The 21,038-nt window shown below is 41.3% G+C and carries 8 protein-coding genes; 7 read left to right on the top strand and 1 reads right to left on the bottom strand.

The features are described from left to right. Positions 1-565 precede the first annotated feature (565 nt). Positions 566-1,312 carry a VOC family protein gene (locus LC586_RS20965; RefSeq protein WP_229486635.1) on the bottom strand — a complete coding sequence of 249 codons (747 nt, stop codon included), beginning with the start codon at positions 1,310-1,312 and terminating at the stop codon, positions 566-568. 439 nt (positions 1,313-1,751) lie between these two features. On the opposite strand from LC586_RS20965, the gene LC586_RS20960 reads away from it, so the two are divergent. The 7 genes from LC586_RS20960 to LC586_RS20930 all read left to right on the top strand — a co-directional run bounded on the left by LC586_RS20960 (position 1,752) and on the right by LC586_RS20930 (position 21,025). Next, on the top strand, positions 1,752-2,000 hold the full coding sequence (locus LC586_RS20960) for a hypothetical protein (protein WP_229486634.1): 249 nt from the start codon (positions 1,752-1,754) through the stop codon (positions 1,998-2,000). Between the two features lie 385 nt (positions 2,001-2,385). Then, positions 2,386-3,147, top strand: coding sequence for a DUF3102 domain-containing protein (locus LC586_RS20955; protein WP_229486633.1), 762 nt, complete (start codon positions 2,386-2,388; stop codon positions 3,145-3,147). Between the two features lie 102 nt (positions 3,148-3,249). Beyond that, positions 3,250-3,501, top strand: a complete 252-nt coding sequence (locus tag LC586_RS20950; RefSeq protein ID WP_229486632.1) for a hypothetical protein — start codon at positions 3,250-3,252, stop codon at positions 3,499-3,501. A 488-nt stretch (positions 3,502-3,989) separates the two neighbouring features. Further along, complete coding sequence (locus LC586_RS20945; RefSeq protein WP_229486631.1) at positions 3,990-9,392, top strand: non-ribosomal peptide synthetase; 5,403 nt, start codon at positions 3,990-3,992, stop codon at positions 9,390-9,392. Positions 9,393-9,425: 33 nt separating this feature from the next. Continuing rightward, positions 9,426-10,301, top strand: a complete 876-nt coding sequence (locus LC586_RS20940) for a TauD/TfdA family dioxygenase (RefSeq protein WP_229486630.1) — start codon at positions 9,426-9,428, stop codon at positions 10,299-10,301. Positions 10,302-10,475: 174 nt separating this feature from the next. Continuing rightward, positions 10,476-15,158 carry a type I polyketide synthase gene (locus LC586_RS20935; protein ID WP_229486629.1) on the top strand — a complete coding sequence of 1,561 codons (4,683 nt, stop codon included), beginning with the start codon at positions 10,476-10,478 and terminating at the stop codon, positions 15,156-15,158. Beyond that, entirely contained in the window at positions 15,155-21,025 is a 5,871-nt protein-coding gene (locus tag LC586_RS20930; protein WP_229486628.1) for a type I polyketide synthase, read from the top strand. Before LC586_RS20935 ends, LC586_RS20930 begins: the two co-directional genes overlap by 4 nt. The last annotated feature ends 13 nt before the right edge of the window (positions 21,026-21,038 follow it).

Raw genomic sequence — 21,038 nt, 5'->3', positions numbered from 1 at the left:
AGTCGAAGGCTATTTTCGATAAACTCTGATAGCGATCGCATCCACATTGATCCCTCACTGTACTTGTTGGTAATTACACCTTTATCTCTATTCCGTATTTTCTCATAAATGATTTAGGATTGCTATATTACTTTCGACTTCCTTACCCTCAACTGATGTATTTTCTTTCCTTGTGTTTTCAGCATACTCAGTCCACTGACTGAACTCACGTAACTTTTTCAAAGAGTAAGCTTTGCAATACTTTCCCATTGTTGCCATAGTAATACCTCAGTTCACATTCTTTTGGCCAGTGATGTTATCGAATAGAATTCAGGAGTCAGGAGTCAGAAGTCAGAATGAATTCTATATGACTGGCGTCTGAATAATCGGCGTTTTTGCACCCCCACCAAATTTTCAATTTGGTGGTCAACAAGAAAGTCGCGGGTCTGAATCCCCGACTGATAGCGCCGACGGCAAGCGAGTCTGCGTTCGCGCTAGCGTTAGCGTTAGAGAGCGTCTTGATTCTGACTCCTGAATTCTGACTTCTGAATTCTGACTTCTGAATTCTTCTTCAACAGGCTATGTTTTAATATTTCAACAAAATTGGCAGAATTGGTCGTGCATCGAGATTTTTTTCTCTGATACCCTCGTCAAAGGTCAACTCTAGTAGTGGAGATTCCCCTCGTTCAATAACGACAGAACTATGTGTACTAAGCAGAGACATAGCATCAGTCAAATGTTTGTCGCTATTAATTGTGATTTTGACGCTCGTTAGTTTTTTGACACCCAAGGGATGAGAAATTAACTTCTGATGCGCTGTTAATGATGGATCAAGCCAAGCTGTCAAAGCAATACTGTCAGGAATCATAAAGCAAAAAGGTTCTTCCTGATTCACAAGATTTTCTGCTGCAAAACTAATAGACATCTGCGTAGGCGTAGCCCGCCGTAGGCATCGCATCCACTCAGACCAGTATAAAGTTGAATGGGATCGCAAATTGCCATGATTAAACTTCCTACGTAGACCGACACCAAAGGGTGATGCTCTTATATGCTGCCCATGAAGACGACTCAGGGTATGAACGCCTGTGTGTACAGACTGCTGTTCCACTAAATGTTTATCTTCTATCCAAATTAACTCAAGATAGGTATTCTCAAAAAAAATTATTTTTGAGGCTGTTCCTTGTTTGAAATGTTGCACCGCCTGATTAGAGCAGTGAAGACCAAGTTCTTGAAGAACTGAGATACTTTCAGCGTCTTTGGTCGTACAGACAAAAATGTGGTCTACTTCTAGAAAAAAATCATCCACGCTTACCTGGGGTGACGTTGTTTGCATAGCAACTAATTCTCAGCTTTGATTTTTCTTGCTGGACTCAAATCTAGACTCTAGCTAGATAAAGAGATTTGCCTTGCTCAGGAACCCATGTGTGGAAAGTTAACTCTTAGTATCTAAAAGTTATGTCTTAGAAACTATTTTGGCTAAACTCTATTTACCTGTACTAAAACAAGTGGAGTTGTTGGAAGTGTAATAGATTACTGATCCCACAGGTGTTGTGCCACTAGTAGTTCGCCAAGTGAACTTGGCGGGGTAAAGGGGAAGGGGGAATGGGTAAAGGGTTTAAATCCCTTTCCCCAGTCCTCACAAGCGCATTTTTGGGTTGCAGACTACTAGTTAGGAATATTACTTAAGTTGAACTATTCATAATTTTGCTATTAGAAGCTAGTTTTTACTGTTTGTTATTGTCAATAAAGTCAATTCACTAGATTCAAAAGTTTTGCAAACTAAAAAAGAATCAGGGTTGGCGCCCATGTTTGGAAAACTGGCAATGATCAGTGGTTGCGATGGCGCAAAGCACCCGCAATATGCGATCACTCCTCAGTCAATCCATAACAAAGTTAGCCAACAGGTAGATTCGAAGGTGATTTTAGAGGATTGTATTCCCCATCCCAAATCAAGGGCTATTAAGACCTTTGGAAAACTTTGTGATCTACTGAATTTACTTAATAACAAAGATTATCATTAATTTGGTAATAGATCAAGCTACTCACTTTATATTTATCCTCATCCTTCTCTCTTTGTTAACGTTATAGCTGCGGGTTTAGCCATTTGTTTTGAAGTTAGAGCAATTGGGAAATAACGTATTCATAAGGGTTTGGGATAAATTTAGGCAGGCCCTTGAGGTAGTTCAGGGGAAGCAGGGGAGGAATTTTGTGGCGGTTATTATTTTTGGATAAAAAACCGTACACCGAGTGGCGGGATGGCTTTCCTCCCTACCACGAGTGGCGCTTTTGTCCATGCATCTCTACATTTAGAGGTATTGACAAAAGAGCTTATATTTTATATATCACGGATGAAAATCAACTGATAATCGAGTATGATAAATATATACAAAATAGTTTAAAGAAATTGTGAGCAAGTTCAAAAAACAGAGTCAAGCAGTCACTAGTTTCGACTATGAAATTTTGGATTCCGAACAGCGTCAAGTTATTCAGCAGCGAACTGGAGAAATTAAGGAGCGCTTACGGCGTTCAGCACAGGATATTTGGGAAATTGGTCAAAAGCTGGCTGACGTGCGTTCTCGGCTCAAACACGGACATTTTGAGACTTGGCTGAAAGCTGAGTTTGGTTGGAGCCGACGGACAGCTTACAATTTTATTAATGTTTATGAAACATTGGCTGAACGTGCAAATTTTGCACAAGTAGATATTGCCACGTCTGCGCTCTACCTTTTGGCAGCACCATCAACTCCACAAAACGTCCGCGAGGAATTTCTACAACGTGCTCATGAAGGCGAAACCATAACTCATAAGAGTATTCGTCAAGTAATTGAGTCGGAGAAATCGCACTGTACTTCTGCTACTGCTTTGCCTGAGCCACCACAACCACTTACTTCTAAGAAGCCGGAAATCTTGGCTATCATTCCCAAGGAGGCGGTTAAAGTTGAAACACCAGCTTTAGAGGTGACTATAGCAACGTCATCAAGAGTCTTGCCTATTGTTGTAAATCCTAATGAAAATCAGTCGGGTTGGTTTTTACTAGAAAATCAACATTTTGTCTTCTGTGGCGATACAGCTTCACCACAATTTATAGAACGCATACCCTTTGCTGCTCTTGCCATTGCCATTACTTCAGATGATTGGGATCATGGGCGTTGCATAAATGCGGGATGAATTGGCGTTTGAAACCATTGAAAACTCGTTCCAAATTGAGCGAAATCATCCCATGATTCAGCAACACCGGATCATGATTGGTTAGTTGAACGAGCGAAAACTGTGATTATCTTTCCGGAATCAGATTTAAAGGAGCAGCTGATTGAACAGCTAATCAAGATGTTTTCGGCATCTGGAGACACAGTAATTTTTCCCTGGCTACCAAGTAGGGATATGATAGAAATCGCTCATCAGCTAAATCGGCGAGTTTTTGCGGGAGATCCCAGTCTTGAACGTTGTCGTCAGGCAATGCCTGCGGCGGGCTACACCTACGCACAGTCCCAATTAACAACTGAGCCATTAGACTATCCTTAGACTACGGAATTTCTATGCTTGAGTCAAAATCAGGTCGTTCAAACACTCGACTTTTTTCAGCCGTTGACATCTATCAAAAGTCATAGAATATTTTGGTGATAGTCTAAAATGACACATATTTAAACTATTGATAATAATTTGCTATTAATTACAGGATTGCCAAATGCCATAATCCCTTGTAATGTAAGAAAGTCTAAATGAAAATAACTAGCAATATCAAAGCTTGGATTGCTGACTGACTAATTTCGCCCTGTCTTCCCTAGAGCAGGATTGAGGTGTTCTTTGAGTTTTACCAATTCAATTAAATAATCCTGTAAAGGCAGCACTTTGAGCCAGAAAGAGGTATGTCAGTTTAAGGTTAGCTGTATTTAAGTGGATTTTTAAATTAAGATCCCCACAAGAACGGCTCAAAACCTTGTTCAGTCAGGAGTGAGTGTGAGATTAATTTTGCAACTATTGTTTGTGTGCATCTGATTACCTGAAGCATAATGACTGAATTTATCAATAAGTACCTAGAAATTCCCTCTCAGTGTGCGACTATCGTTGATATTCTGCGCGATCGCAGCTGCAACATACCACACACACAAGCATTTACTTTCCTTGAAGATGGAGAGACTCAGGAATTAACACTGACTTACCATGAATTAGATCGGCGCAGTCGAGCTGTAGCAGCTCAACTCCAAGCTCTTGGTTTGAGTGGAGAACGTGCCATATTACTGTATCCTTCTGGACTGGATTACCTAATAGCATTTTTTGGTTGTCTATATGCTGGGGTAGTGGCGGTTCCAGCTTATCCGCCTCGCAATCAACGTAAAACGCCCAGAATACAAGCTATTAGCATAGATGCACAGGCAAGTGTTGCTCTCACCACAACAGCAATGCTCCCCACATTACAATCAATACTCACACCTGAAACAAAACAGGGAAATTTTCACTGGCTGACAACTGACAACATAGCACAGGGTATAGAAGATTCTTGGCAACAACCAGCAATCAATGGAGATACTCTAGCTTTTCTGCAATACACATCGGGTTCTACAGGCACACCAAAGGGAGTCATGCTCAGTCATGGCAATCTGCTGCACAACGCTGCCGTAACCTACCAACTCATGGAGCATTCACCCAGCAGCAAGTTTGTATCCTGGCTGCCTGTTTACCATGATATGGGGTTGATTGGTGGGATTCTGCAACCTTTATATGGTGCTTTTCCTTGTATCTTAATGTCGCCAGCATCTTTCCTACAACGACCTTACCGCTGGTTGCAAGCAATTTCCCGCTATAAAGGCACAACGAGTGGTGGCCCCAACTTTGCCTTTGAACAATGTGTTCAAAGGATTACTCAAGAACAAAAAGAAACTCTTGACTTGAGTAGTTGGAGTGTCGCGTTTAACGGTGCTGAACCAGTCCGGCAAGATACTCTTGAACTATTTGCAACCACCTTTGCTGAGTGTGGCTTTCGTCAGGAAACATTTTACCCCTGTTACGGTATGGCGGAAGCAACTTTAATAGTTTCTGGTGGGATCAAAACAGCCTTAGCTCAGATAAAAACTGTAGAAAAATCTGCACTTTCACAGAACCAGATAGTTGAAGCAACCGCCCAGAGTCAAGATATCCAAAGCTTTGTCAGTTGCGGTCAAATTATTCCTCAACAACAGATTGTTATTGTTAATCCTGAAACATTAACACGCTGTTCATCAGATGAAGTTGGCGAAATCTGGGTATCTGGACTGAGTGTAGGTCAGGGTTATTGGAATCGAACAGAAGAAACAGAACAAACATTCCACGCTTATTTGAAAGATACAGGAGAGGGTCCGTTTTTACGGACTGGTGACTTAGGCTTTTTGGAGAATGGTGAGCTTTTCATTACAGGTAGAGCAAAAGATTTAATTATTATTCGCGGTCGCAATCTTTACCCGCAGGATATCGAATTAACCGCAGAACGCAGCCATTCATCCTTACGTTCCAGTGCTAATGGAGCATTTACAGTAGAGGTTAACAACGAAGAAAGGCTCGTAGTTGTACAAGAATTAGAGTTTCGCGCCAAGCCAAATTTAGCAGAAGTAGTTAATGCAATTCGGCAAGCGATCGCCCAAGAACATGAAGTACAAGTTTATGCTGTGGTTTTAATTAAACCAGGTAGTATACCCAAAACTTCCAGCGGTAAAATTCAACGTCGTGCAACTCGCACTCAGTTTGAGAATGGTGAACTGAATGTAGTTGGAAGTGACATTCTCAAGATTAGTGATATTGCCAGAAACGAAACTCAATTACAGCGTTCTGAACTGTTGGCACTTTCCCCAAAAGAGTGTCAACCAGTTTTAGAATCATATCTGATTGAACTCTTGGGGCGAGTACTTTCAATTGCAACAGATGATATTAATCCCGAAGAACCATTAAGCACGCTGGGACTTGATTCTTTAAAAGTATTTGAGTTGAAAAATCTAATTGAGGTTGATTTAGAGGTAGAAGTATCCGTAGCAGACTTTTTTGAAGGGATGAGTACGCGATCGCTAGCTACAAAGATCCTTGCTCAACTGACAACAGACGCAATACCCTCAATATCCCTTACTCAACAAGAGAAAAACACATCTATTTATCCTCTATCCTTTGCCCAGCAGGGATTATGGTTTATCAATCAGCTAACTCCCGATATTCCTACATATAATATTCCTATAGTTATTAACTTCAAAGGTTGTATTAACTTAACAGCCTTAGAAGATAGTCTTAACGAGATTATTAGACGACACGAAGTATTACGCACAAGCTTTACAGTAGAAAATGGACAACCCGTCCAAGTTGTAAATCAAGCTGTACCCGTAACTTTGGCGGTTGAAGATTTGCGTTCTTTATCAGAAAATGAGCGTACCCAAGAAGCACAACGTTTAGCTACAGAGTTCGCACAACAGCCATTTGACTTATCTGCTCAATCGCTTTTGCGTACTAAAATTTTACATCTAAATAATAAAAGTTATCAATTATTGGTAACTCTGCATCATATAATTGCAGATGGTTGGTCTATCAGTATTCTGATTAAAGAACTAGCTGCACTATATGAAGCATTCTCAACAGGCAAACTCTCTCTACGAGACGCTACGCGTAGCTTGCTTCCCCAAAAGGGTACACCGTTTGCTGAATTACCAATTCAGTATGGAGATTTTGTCAATTGGCAGCGAAAATGGCTTGATGGCGAGAGCGCTACGCGCACGCTAGGCGATCGCATTCAACCAAAACTTACCTATTGGAAACAAAAGTTAAGCGGTGAGCTACCTGTACTGAATTTACCAACTGATCGGGCGCGATCGCCAGTTCAAACCTTCACAGGCGCTCAAGCGAAATTAGTTCTTTCTCAAACTCTGACAAAAGAGCTAAAGAACTTGAGCCGCCAGCAGGGAGTAACTTTGTTTATGACCTTGTTAACAGGCTTTAAAACTTTGCTGTATCGTTACACAGGTCAGACTGATATTTTAGTAGGTTCGCCAATTGCCAATCGTAACAGACCAGAAATTGATTCATTAATCGGATTTTTTGTCAATGTTTTAGTGTTGCGTACAGACCTATCTGGCGACTTAAATTTTCAGGATTTGTTAGCGCGGGTGAAATCAACAGCTTTAGAAGCTTACGTTCATCAAGGCTTACCTTTTGAAAAGTTAGTAGAGGAACTACAGCCAAGCAGAGACTTGAGCTACAATCCACTATTTCAAGTGATGTTCGTTCTTCAAAATATTCCAATACCAAATTTAAGTTTATCTGATGTATCAATTAGTTATGAGGAAGGTTATAACGGTACATCGAAGTTTGATTTGACATTGTTTATGGAGGACTCGGAGCAAGGGTTAATTGCAACTTTCGAGTACAACACAGATTTATTTAATGCAGATACCATTACCCGGATGTTGGGACATTTCCAAACTTTACTGTCAAGCATAGTTAACGATCCCGAACAATGTATTTCAGAATTGCAACTATTAACGCCACCAGAAATCCAGCAGTTATTAGTTGAGTGGAATGATACCAAGACAGACTATCCACAAGATAAGTGCATTCATCAATTGTTTGAGGCACAGGTAGAGAAAACACCAGATGCTGTTGCAATCGTCTTTGAAAACCAACAATTAACCTACCGCCAGTTGAATAACCGAGCAAATCAACTAGCACACTACCTGCAAGAACTGGGAGTCAAACCAGAGGTATTAGTGGGGATTTGTTTAGAGCGCTCCTTGGAAATGCTAATCGGGCTATTGGCCATCCCGAAAGCTGGTGGAGCCTACTTGCCCCTAGATCCTGCATATCCCAAGGAACGATTAGCCTTCATTTTAGAAGATGCTCAAGTATCAGTGCTTTTAACTCAGGAAAAACTGTTGAAGACTTTGCCGGAACCTAACGCCAAAGCTGTTTGTTTGGATATTGATTGGGAAATTATTGCCCAGGAAAGCGAGGAAAACTTAGCCTGTCAGACTATAGCCTACAACTTAGCATATACTATCTACACCTCAGGCTCCACAGGCAAGCCTAAAGGCGTACAAATTCTCCACAGCGCATTAAACAACTTCTTGCAAGCTATGCACCAAACGCCAGGGCTAACCGAGCAAGATACTTTGCTAGCTGTCACCACCGTATCTTTTGATATTGCCGCGTTAGAACTTTTTCTTCCAATCATAGTGGGTGCCCGTTTGGTAATCGTCAGCCGGGAGGTTGTTTTGGACGGAACACGGTTGTCAGCAAAATTGAGTCACTCAAAGGCTACAATCATGCAAGCTACACCAGCTACGTGGCAACTACTTCTGGCAACAGGCTGGCAGGGCAACTATCAATTGAAAGTCTTTTGTGGTGGAGAAGCCTTACCTGCACAATTGGTCAATCAAATTGGAAATCGGTGTGCTTCTCTCTGGAATATGTACGGTCCTACTGAAACCACTATCTGGTCAGCGGTCTCTCAAGTAGAAGTAGAAACTCATAACGGTGTCCTGCCAATTGGTCACCCAATCGCCAACACGCAGTTCTATATCCTAGACCAACACAGTCAGCCAGTTCCTATGAGAGTTCCTGGTGAATTACATATTGGCGGTGCTAGTCTTGCCCGAGGTTATCTGAACCAACCTGAACTCACGGCTGTTAAGTTCATTCCAGATCCTTACAGCAACCAGCTAGGTGGGCGATTGTATAGAACAGGAGACTTAGCTCGTTATTTACCCGATGGTCACATTGAAATCCTTGGTCGCATTGACCACCAAGTTAAGCTTCGGGGTTTTCGTGTTGAATTAGAAGAAATTGAGGTAGTATTAGTCAAACATCCAGGAATACAGGAAGTTGCTGTTGTAGCACGAGAAGTACAATCTGGCAATAAGCAATTAGTAGCTTATTTCGTTCCCCATCTAGGCAAGAAACCTACAAATAGTGAACTGCGAAGCTACCTAAAAGAGCAGTTACCTGAGTATATGGTGCCTTCCGTTTTTATGTCGATAGACACCTTACCTTTATTGCCTAACGGCAAATTAAATCGTAATACCTTACCTGCTCCCGAAAGTTTGTGCTCAGAGTTGGCAGTCACATATGAGGCTCCCCGTTCTAAGGTAGAGCGAGCGATCGCGAATGTTTGGCAAGAAGTGCTGCACCTAGAAAAAGTAGGCATCAATGATAATTTCTTTGACCTTGGCGGTCATTCGTTATTGATGGTTCAGGTTAATAGCCGCTTGAGAGAAATTTTTAACCGGGACTTATCAGTTGTAGAAATGTTTCAGAATCCAACGATTAACTCCTTGGCCCAATATCTAAGTCAAAATCTAGAGAATCCTACTTTTGGGTTGATACGTCAGCGGGTGCAAAAGCAAATAGAGGTCAGCAACCGACGTAAAGAAATATTACTCAAACAATCGAAAAAAACTGTCCGTTGAAAACTAGGCTATCAATCGGAAAGGAGACTCATAATGCTCAAAATTGAACCAGTCGGAATTAGTACAGCAAAAATAGTTTACAGCAAAAACGAGCAAAGTATTCTTAGTCTATCAACCCATGAAGTTTTGGAAATCTTCAAGTCATGTGGACTTCTTCTGTTTCAAGGCTTTGGTGTCAACTCTGAACAAATGCAAGCATTTGCTGAACAATTTAGTTCTAGATTTATTTTAGATAGGCACAGACCGATCATTGATAGGAAGAAGGGATTGGTCACTTTGGTAGACCCAGATATGCATTATATTAGTCCTCATTGTGAAAACGCTAATACTCCTTCCTTTCGACCCGATGTTGTGTGGTTTTGTTGTGATGTTCCCGCAGAAGAAGGCGGTGAGACGTTATTCTGGGATGGCGTCCAAATCTGGAACGAAATGAATGAAGATTTAAGACAATTATTTGCCTCAAACAAAATTAGGTATTTTCAAAAATTTCCTGCTGATCTCTGGAAGCGTTTTTTGGGTACAGGTGCAACCCTCGCTGATGTTAAGCGAATGCTGGAAGGTCTTGAGGTAAATTATCAGATATACAAAGATCAGTCTGTTTCTCTAGAATATTTTTGCTCAGCTGTGGTCAAAACTAAGTATGGAAATCAGGATGCATTTGCCAACAGCATCCTTACAGAGAACACAGAGGAAAACGACGAAGACGCTATAGTAACTTTTGAAGATGGTTCTCTGATTCCTGTGGTAGTTATTAACCAAATCGAGCAACTGATGGACAGATTTACTGGGGTAATACCATGGCAATCCGGTGACTTGCTCATGATTGATAATTCAAGATTCTTGCATGGTCGTAACTCATTTACCGATTCACGACGACGAGTTTTTTCTCTACTAAGTTATCTTAAGTAGATATCTCCGAAAAAGAATATAGAAGCCTTACATAGTCAGGGTCAATATCCTATTTCTGGAGAGGTCTAGTATTGATGCCATAACTCAAAAAGTAATCTTTGGATAAAACCAAAGAGATAAAAAAGCATACTAAACCAAAAAAAGTTGATTTTAAGAACCCGATAAAAAAAAACAATGGGTAGTGCAGAAGAATACGAATCAGTCGAAGAAATAGCCATTGTAGGGATGGCAGGGCGTTTCCCAAGAGCAAAAAATCTTGAAGAATTTTGGCAAAATTTACGAAATGGTGTCGAATCAATTTCTGTTTTCACAGATGAAGAGATAATCTTAGACGGCATAGCTCCTGTAATTCTGAGCGATGCTAATTATGTTAAAGCCAGTGCTGTATTAGAAGATGTCGATTTATTTGATGCTTCATTTTTTAGTTTTAATCCTAAAGAAGCACAAGTTACTGACCCCCAACACCGTCTTTTTTTAGAGTGTGCGTCTGTTGCGTTGGAAAATGCTGGCTACGACTCTACCAGGTATACAAGTCGAATTGGAGTTTACGCTGGTGCAAGCCTCAATAACTATTATTCATTAGATTTAAACCGCGATCGCCTGGGTTCAGCCCAATGCTACCAAACGGTAATTGGGAACGATAAAGATTTCCTCACAACTCGTGTTTCTTATAAATTAAATCTCACAGGCCCAAGCATTACAGTCCAAACAGCTTGCTCCACGTCATTAGTTGCAACCACACTCGCTTGTCAAAGTTTGTTGAATTATCAATGTGATATGGCTTTGGCTGGTGGGGTTTCTATCCACGTACCCCAAAAAACAGGTTATCTGTACGAACCAGGAGGAACACTCTCTCCTGATGGTCACTGTCGTGCTTTTGATGCTAAAGCGCAGGGAACAACTATTGGTAATGGTGTAGGAATTATTGTCCTGAAGCGATTGAGCGATGCTCTAGCAGATGGTGACTGCATCTATGCTGTCATTAAAGGTTCAGCTATCAATAATGATGGTTCTGGTAAAGTTGGCTACACAGCGCCTAGCGTCAATGGTCAAGCAGAGGTGATTGCTGAAGCGATGATGCTGGCAGGAGTTGAGCCTGAGACAATCAACTATATTGAAGCTCATGGCACTGGTACAGCTTTAGGCGATCCCATTGAAATTGCCGCACTCTCTCAAGTCTTTCGTAGCAATACCAACAAAAAAGGCTTCTGTGCTGTCGGTTCAGTTAAAACAAACATCGGTCATCTAGATGCAGCTGCTGGGATTGCCGGATTGATTAAAACAGTTTTAGCCCTTAAACATCAGCAGATACCACCCAGCTTAAATTTTGAGCAACCCAATCCCCAAATCGATTTTGCGAACAGCCCTTTTTATGTGAATACAACCCTCACAGAATGGAAAGTGGGAAGTACCCCTCGGCGTGCTGGTGTGAGTTCTTTGGGTATTGGTGGGACTAATGCTCATGTCATTCTAGAAGAAGCGCCAGTGCTGGAACCGTCTAGTCCTTCTCGCCCCTGGCAGTTGTTAGTACTTTCTGCCAAAACTGACTCGGTTCTAGAAACTGCAACAGAAAATCTGGCTAATCATCTCCAGCTACATCCCAATGTGAACTTAGCGGATGTTGCCCATACCCTGCAAGTGGGGCGTGGTGAATTTAATCATCGTCGCGTGCTGGTGTGCCAAAATATCGAGGATGCAACCAGCGCCTTACGAGATCCGCAAAGAGTTTTGACTCGCTCAGTTGAAAATGGCGTTCACGTTGGCGCAGCCTCTCGTAGAGAAGTGACTCCGCAGGAGTATCGCCCCATTGTCTTCATGTTCCCTGGACAGGGCGCTCAGTATGTGGATATGGCTAAAGAACTTTACCAGACTGAGCCGATTTTTCAAGAACAGGTCGATTTGTGCTGTCAATTGCTGCAACCTGATTTGGGGTTGGATTTGCGATCGCTAATTTATCCCAATGAGTCTGAGTCAAAAATCGCAGCAGAAAAACTTCAACAAACTGACATCACTCAACCTGCATTATTTGTCATAGAATACGCTTTGGCTCAATTGTGGATGTCGTGGGGGATCTCTCCCCAAGCGATGATTGGGCACAGCATCGGAGAATATGTCGCTGCCTGTTTAGCCAGTATAATGTCTGTTGAAGATGCTTTAAAGCTGGTAGCTGCTCGTGGGCGACTGATGCAACAACTTCCATCTGGTGCGATGCTCTCTGTCCCCCTGCCAGAAGCGGAAGTTAGAGGTTTACTGAATGAAAATTTATCCTTAGCTGCTAGTAATGCACCAGCTTTGTGTGTAGTATCGGGAACTAATGATGCTATAGATGCATTGCAAAACCAGCTTCAAGGGATAGAATGTCGGCGTTTGCATACCTCCCACGCTTTTCATTCTCCGATGATGGAAACTATCTTGGAGCCATTCCAGAAGGAAGTTAGTAAAGTCAAACTAAATTCCCCGAAAATTCCCTTTATTTCCAATGTTACAGGCACCTGGATTACAGCAGAGCAAGCCACAGATCCAAATTATTGGGCGAAACATTTACGCTCCTGTGTTCGATTTTCGGAAGGAATCTCTGCATTACTGCAAGAGCCAAATCGCATCCTGCTGGAGGTTGGGCCTGGACATACTTTATCTACCTTCGCCAAAAAGCATTCAGAACCGATAGCATTATCTTCATTACGACATCCTCAAGAAAAACACTCAGATATAGCGTTCTTAATGAACACATTAGGCAAGCTTTGGCTATCTGGAGTAAATGTGGATTGGTCGGGATTTTATGCTCATGAGCGCCGTCATCGTCTTCCCTTACCGACATATCCCTTCGAGCGCCAGCGTTACTGGATTGAAAACTATAAACAGCGACAGCAGAATGGTATTAAACCTGCGTCACTTGGTAAAAAGCCAGATATTGCTGACTGGTTCTATTTACCTTTATGGAAGCAATCCATACCTCCAGCGCCACTGGAACAGAAAGAATTAGCAGTTCAAAAATCTTGTATTTTAGTGTTGACTAATGAGTTGAACTTAAGTTCTCAGTTGGTTCAACAGCTGCAAATACACAATCAAGACGTAATTAGTGTGGAGATTGGGTCTAAGTTCAGCAAGCTGAACGATAATAAATACATGATCAATCCTCAACAACGTAGTGACTATAATACTTTGTTTCGAGAATTGTCTGCACGAGAAAAACTTCCAACTAAGATTATTCATTTATGGAACATTACATCACAAAATCACATAACATCAGAATTAGAACAGCTTGAAAAATTTCAAGAAAAAGGATTCTACAGTCTGCTGTTTATAGCACAAGCATTAAATAAATTAAATATTTTAAATGAATTTCAAATCACGGTAATCTCTAATAATATGCAGTCAGTAACTGGAGAAGAAAACCTTTATCCAGAAAAGGCAACTTTGCTCGGTACTGTGAAGGTCATTCCACAAGAATATTCAAATATTCGCTGTCGGAGTATTGATATTATTCTTCCCTTAGAAGGAAGTTTACAAGAAGAAAAACTGACAAATTATCTATTGAAGGAACTTACAAACCCTACCTTTGACTCAGTGATTGCTTACCGTGGTGGTAATCGTTGGGTGCAAACTTTTGAGCCGATTCAATTAAATGAAACTAAGGTAGAGACACCAAGATTAAAAGAAAAAGGAGTTTATCTAATAACTGGTGGACTTGGAGGAATTGGACTTGCTTTAGCGGAGCATCTAGCAAAGACAGTACAAGCTAAACTCCTCTTGATAGGACGTTCAAAAATTCCTCCGAAACACGAGTGGCAGCAATGGCTAAATACTCATGATGAACACAATAACATTAATAGAAAAATTCAGAAAATCCAAGAACTGGAAGCGCTAGGTGCTGAAGTATTGGCAGTCAGTGCTAATGTAGCCAGCATTGAGCAAATGGAAGACGCGATCGCACAAGGTGAATCGCTTTTTGGTAAGCTTAATGGTGTCATCCACGCTGCTGGCATTACTGAAGAGAAGTCGTTTTCATTTATTGAGCAAACAAGTCAGATTGATTGCAAACATCAATTTCAGCCCAAAGTGTACGGACTGTTTGTTTTAGAAAAAGTCCTAAAAAATCAAAATATTGATTTTTGTGTACTATTGTCTTCTTTATCCTCAGTTTTAGGAGGATTAGGATTTATTACTTACTCTGCTGTTAATATTTTTATGGATGCTTTTGTTCACCGACATAACCAAAATAATGCAATACCGTGGACAAGTGTAAACTGGGATGCTTGGCAAACTGTAAAAGAAAACAAACAAAGTGAATCATACTTTGCCACTGGTTTAGCAGATTTGGCAATCAAACTCAATGAGGGGACAGAAGCTTTTCAAAGAATTTTGAATTGGAGTCAAAGTAATCAGATTGTTGTATCCACTGGAGAATTACAAACTAGAATTAATCAATGGATTAATTTGGAATCGTTTCAGACAAAAACAGTTAGCCAAAAAGCCAATTCATTATTACTCCATCCCCGACCTAATTTACAAAATCCTTATGTTGCTCCCAAAAATGAAATCGAGCAAAGAATTGCTGTTATTTGGCAAGAACTTATTGGGACAGAACAAGTAGGTATTTACGACAACTTCTTTGAGTTGGGGGGTGATTCCCTCCTAATGGTGCAGGTGCGGAGCAGACTGCAAGCTGCCTTTAATTGCAACGTTTCCACATCGGAATTATTTGAATATCCCACTATCAATGCTTTGGCAGGATATCTTAGCCAAACACAAAATGAACAACCAATCTTTGAGCAAGCGCAAGAGCGTGCCAAGAGGCAAGAAGCGGCGATCGCTGAAGAAATGCAGCTGATGAAGCAAAGAAGGAAAGTATTATGAATAATGGGTTGAAAGGCATAGCTATCATTGGTACAGCAGGTCGGTTTCCTGGAGCCAAAAGCGTAGCTCAGTTTTGGCAGAATTTGTGTGATGGTGTGGAGTCTATTTCACTCTTCAATGATGAAGATTTAATGGCACAAGGCGTAGATGCAGCTTCTTTGCAAGACCCTAACTATGTGAAAGCAGGGTTTGTGCTAAAAGATATCGAGATGTTTGACGCTTCATTCTTTGGCTACTCTCCTAGAGAAGCCGAAATTATTGACCCTCAACAGCGAATTTTTTTAGAGTGTGCATGGGAAGCTTTAGAAAATGCTGGTTATGACCCAAAAGCAGATAACAACCTAACGGGTGTATATGCTGGTGCTAACCTCAGTACTTATTTGCTCAACAATCTTGCTTCACATCCTGACCTTTTGAAATCGCTAAGAATGCAAATTGCTCTTGGCAATGATAAGGATACTTTATGTACACGAATTTCCTATAAGTTGAATCTCAAAGGGCCAAGCCTTAGCGTTGGTACAACTTGTTCTACTTCCCTAGTAGCTGTTCATCTGGCGTGCCGAGGACTGCTAAGTTATCAGTGCGATATGGCGCTGGCTGGTGGTATCGCTATCCAAACTCCCCAAGTAGAAGGTTATTTCTATCAAACTGGAGGAATCGCTTCTGCTGATGGTCACACTCGTAGCTTTGATGCTAAGGCCCAAGGCGGGCCTTTTGGCAGAGGCGTGGGGATTGTGGTCTTGAAGAGATTAGAGGATGCTGTAGCAGATGGCGACTATATTTATGGGGTAATTAAAGGTTCAGCTATTAATAATGATGGTGCAGTGAAAGTCAGCTACACAGCACCAAGTGTTGCAGGTCAAGCAGAAGTCATTGCTCAAGCTCAAGCGATCGCCTCCTTTGATCCTGATACCATTACCTACATTGAAACTCATGGCACTGGTACAGCCTTGGGCGACCCAATCGAAATTCGAGCGCTAGATAAAGTGTTTCGTGCCGGAACTAGTAAAAAGGGTTTTTGTGCGATCGGTTCCGTCAAACCCAATGTTAGCCATCTGAATACTGCTGCTGGGGTGACGAGCTTAATTAAAACAGCTTTGGCTTTAAAGCATCAACAAATACCACCCAGCTTGTATTTTGAAGAACCCAATCCCGAAATAGACTTTGCCAACAGCCCTTTTTACGTTAATACTCAACTATCTGCATGGGAAACAAACGGGACACCACGCCGCGCTGGAGTCAGTTCTTTTGGTCTTGGGGGGACTAATGCTCATGTTGTTTTAGAAGAAGCGCCTGAAGTGGAGCAGGGGAGCAGGGGAGCAGGGGAGCAGGGGAGAAAGTATCAATTGCTGGTAGTTTCTGCCAAAACTGACTCTGCTTTAGAGACGGCGACTACAAATTTGGTTAATCACCTGCAACAGCACCCAGAACTCAATCTTGCAGATGTCGCTTATACATTGCAAGTCGGGCGACATGGTTTGAGCCATCGGCGGACAGTTGTTTGTCAAGATACTCAAGATGCGATCGCAGCTTTCCAAAATCCCAAACGAGTCCTCACTAGCACTCAGGACATGAATGAGCGCCCAGTAGCCTTTATGTTCACTGGTTTGGGAACTCATTATGTAAATATGGGTTCTGAATTATACCAATTTGAACCAACTTTCCGCGAACATCTGGATCGCTGTTGCTCCTTGTTTCAACCTCTGTTGGGTCTTAATCTCAAAGAAGTTATTTATCCTCCTTCCTGTGCCAAGCAAGAAGCAACAAAAGAAAAATCGGGTATCGATTTACGCCAAATGCTTGGTCGCGATTCCCAATCACCAGATCCCGCCGCCCAAAAATTAAATCAAACCTATCTCACTCAGCCAGCACTGTTTGCCATTGAGTATGCTTTAGCTCAATTATGGATATCCTGGGGCATTCGTCCAGTAGCAATGATTGGTTACAGCATCGGTGAATATACCGCAGCAACAATAGCTGGAGTATTGTCTCTAGAAGATGCGATTACTCTTGTTGCCAAAAGAGCGCAAATGATTCAAGAGTTGCCAGGGGGAGCAATGCTAGCGGTTCCCTTAACAGAAGAAGAAGTGCAACCTTTCTTGAATGAAAACCTTTCCTTGTCAGCAGTTAATGGATCATCTCAATGTGTGCTTGCTGGAACTACACAGGCTGTAGAGGAATTGGCACGTGAATTGAGTGCTAAGGGGTTAGCCTGTCGGCAATTGCAGACTTCTCATGCCTTTCATTCTTACATGATGGAGGCGATCGCTGATTCTTTCACCGCACTGGTGCAAACTATCAATCTCAAACCACCACAAATTCCTTATTTATCAAATGTTACCGGAACTTGGATTACAGCAGAGCAAGCCACAAATCCCGGCTACTGGACACAGCATCTATGCCAAGCCGTGCGTTTTGCCGATGGAATAAATCAGTTGTGGACACAACACAGTCCTATTTTGTTGGAGATAGGGCCAGGACAAGCATTAAGCAGCTTGGCGATGCAATGTTTAGATAATGTTGGTGATGCTAACAAAGCAATATTATCTTCCTTGCGTTATGCATACGATCGCCAGTCTGACGTTGCTTTCATCCTCAACACATTAGGACATCTGTGGCTTGAAGGAGTCAAGGTAGATTGGTCGGGATTTTATGCCCATGAGCGCCGACATCGCCTTCCCTTGCCAACATATCCCTTTGAGCGACAAAGATATTGGATTGAACCGCAAAAATTATCATCTGTACAAACAATTTTCCAACCCAAATTAACAGTATCAGAGCTTTGGCAATCTCTGGTAGAAGCTGGTCAAATTCAAGCTAGTGCAGGGGCGTTGGAATTTGATCAGCAGATTTCTCAACAGAAAAGAGAATGTTTAGACCGTTTATGTATTGCTTATATTAATCTTGCATTAACACGTTTAGGAGCTTTTAGTAATCCCAATAAAAAGTATTCTTCGGAAGAATTATTTGACCAATGTCAGATTATTTCTACTTATAAAGAATTGTTAAGTCGATGGCTGGAAATATTGGTAGAGCAAGGCCAGTTAAATCGAGAACAAGAGCTATTTACTAATTTTATTCCAATATCAACAGACTTTGTGAGTGAGCTTTTGGTAGAAGTCAGAGCTAAATGGGCAGACACACTGCAACAAATAGATTTGCTGCAACTATATGGCGAAAATATGGTAGCTCTGCTGACTGGGAAAAAAGAACCACTGGAGTTTCATGTTTCTACCTTATTAAAGTCAGGAGAATTTTCAGTTCAACAATCCCCTGAAAATAAATATTACAACTCAATCATGCGGGTATGCTTAGAACAGGTGTTAAAAGCATTACCTCCTCAAGTCAATCTGAGAATTTTGGAACTTGGCGCTGGAACTGGTACAGGCACGGCAGAGTTATTACCCATACTGCCATCAGAAAAAACTAATTATACCTTTACTGATGTGGGAGGTTTTTTCCTGAATGCAGCCAAAAAGAAGTTTAGCGATTATCCATTTATCGAATATCGGTTACTAGACCTTGAGCGATCGCTACAAGAACAAGGATACTCAAGCCACAGCTTTGATGTAATTGTAGCTTTCCAGGTGCTGCACGTCGCTCAAAATATTGGAGAAACTCTTGATCGCATTCGCTCTTTACTCGCTCCTGGAGGTTTACTTCTATTTTGGGAAACAACTCAACCCAGGTTAGAATTTGAGTTCATTGACGCGCTACTGATGAATCCGATAGAAGATGCAGATGGCGATGGTAATATGTGCAATCCCTTTTTATCTAAGGAGAAATGGCAACAAGAACTCAAATCTCATGGTTTTTTACAGGTGACAGCTTTCTCAGAATTCGCACCTTTCACAGACCACATAATTGTCGCTCAGGCTACTACGCAAACAACACGCGAAGTACCAGCAGCATTTACAGCATTACTTCACGAACAAAAACCAGACAAGACGCATGAAGTTTCATTTGGCAAAAAGCCCAACATTGCTGACTGGTTCTACATTCCTTCCTGGAAACGTTCACTACCACCACAGTCAAACGTCAAACAAGCAGAACGCTGGTTGGTATTTGTAGATGACTATGGGTTAGGCGCTCAAATTGTCAAGCGACTCGAACTTGAAGGTCATGAGGTAATTACTGTCAAAATTGGGGAGCAATTTAGCGAATCTTCAAAAGAACACCTTGGTAGGTGTACATATACAATAGACCCTCAACAAAGGGATGATTACAACACTCTGATTCACGAACTTCACACCCAAAATTTCGTACCAAACAGAATTATTCATCTGTGGAGTGTCACACAGTCAGAACTTGTAGATTTTAACACAGCCCAAGGATTCCAAAGTTTGCTGTTTTTGGCACAAGCGCTAGGAAAACAGAACTTTACCGATGAGTTACAACTTGCAGTCATTTCCAACAACATGCAAGCTGTCACTGGAGTCGAAAATCTCTGTCCAGAAAAAGCAACATTACTTGGACTTGTTAAAGTCATACCCCAAGAATATTCAAATATTAAATGTCGCAGCATTGATGTTATTATTCCCTTATCAGAAAATTGGCAACAAGAGAAATTTATCAGCAAACTACTAACGGAACTCAAAGCCAATTCTTCTGATTCAGTGATTGCTTACCGTGGTTTGGAACGTTGGATACAAACTTTTGAATCTGTGCAATTAGATGCAAATATCCCTGAAACACCAAAGTTAAAAGAAAAAGGAGTCTACTTAATTACTGGTGGAATTGAAGACATAGGACTTGTGGTAGCTGAACATTTAGCAAAGACACTACAAGCAAAACTCCTAATTTTAGAAGCAGAAGATTTTCCCAACCGAGAGGAGTGGGAAGAGTGGCTGAAAACTCACGATGAGCAAGATAACATCAGCCGCAAGATTCAAAAAGTGCAGGAACTAGAAAAGCTGGGTGCAGAAGTTTCAATTAAAAGTATTGATGTGGTAAATTTAGCACAGATGCAAAGTGCTATTATTCAAACCGAAGAACAACTTGGTCAACTCAACGGCGTATTTCACACAGTGAAGATACCTCTAGAGAAATTATTCACCTCTATTCCAGAAATAGATCCAAAAAACTGGGAACAGCAATTTCAACAAAAGAGACAAAAACTCTTAATATTAGAAGAAGCTTTGCAATCCCAAAAACTTGACTTTTGTTTATTGATGTCTTCCTTAACCTCTGTTTTAGGAGGATTAGGTTCTGTTAGTTACTCAGCAGCAAGTCTTTTCATCGATACTTTTGCGTACCAGCACAATCAGAAAAATCCTATTCCTTGGATGAGCATTAACTGGGATGGATGGCAATTTCCAACAGACAAACAACAAATATTTGCTAGTACAAGTTTGGCAGAATTCGCCATCCAGCCCCAAGAAGGTATTAATGCCCTTGAACGTATTCTATTGGGGAGTCAATATCATCAAATAGTTGTCTCAACTGGTAACTTACAATCTAGAATTAACCAATGGATTAAGCTAGAATCTTTACAAGAGAAAAATTATGTTCAACAAGTCAATTTATCTTCTCGCCACTCCAGACCAAATTTAAAGAATGCTTATGTCGCTCCTAGTAGCGATGTAGAATCTAGACTGGCTGATATTTTTCAAGAGTTACTAGGTATTGAGCCAATCGGTATTCATGATAACTTCTTTGCATTAGGTGGTGACTCTCTCACTGGAACTGTACTTATTTCTCAGGTTCGCAAACATTTCCAAGTAGAACTACCTGTTCGTTCTCTCTTTGAAGCACCCACTGTAGATGAGTTAGCTTTAGTAATTGAAGAAATTCTCATAGAAGAAATAGAGCAATTATCTGGCAATTGGGAAAGAGATAAAACTCTTAATGTGCAATTGTCAAATTAGGTCAGTTCAGGAT

Source organism: Nostoc favosum CHAB5714, from assembly GCF_020829495.1.
GTDB classification, from domain to species: Bacteria; Cyanobacteriota; Cyanobacteriia; order Cyanobacteriales; family Nostocaceae; genus Nostoc; species Nostoc favosum.
This window is presented reverse-complemented; position numbering and strand designations above follow the sequence as displayed.

Excerpts from the sequence above, each read along its gene's own strand:
- LC586_RS20965 (WP_229486635.1), bottom strand. The coding sequence starts at position 1,312 with ATGCAAACAACGTCACCCCAGGTAAGCGTGGATGATTTTTTTCTAGAA.
- LC586_RS20945 (WP_229486631.1), top strand. The coding sequence starts at position 3,990 with ATGACTGAATTTATCAATAAGTACCTAGAAATTCCCTCTCAGTGTGCG.
- LC586_RS20940 (WP_229486630.1), top strand. The coding sequence starts at position 9,426 with ATGCTCAAAATTGAACCAGTCGGAATTAGTACAGCAAAAATAGTTTAC.
- LC586_RS20935 (WP_229486629.1), top strand. The coding sequence starts at position 10,476 with ATGGGTAGTGCAGAAGAATACGAATCAGTCGAAGAAATAGCCATTGTA.
- LC586_RS20930 (WP_229486628.1), top strand. The coding sequence starts at position 15,155 with ATGAATAATGGGTTGAAAGGCATAGCTATCATTGGTACAGCAGGTCGG.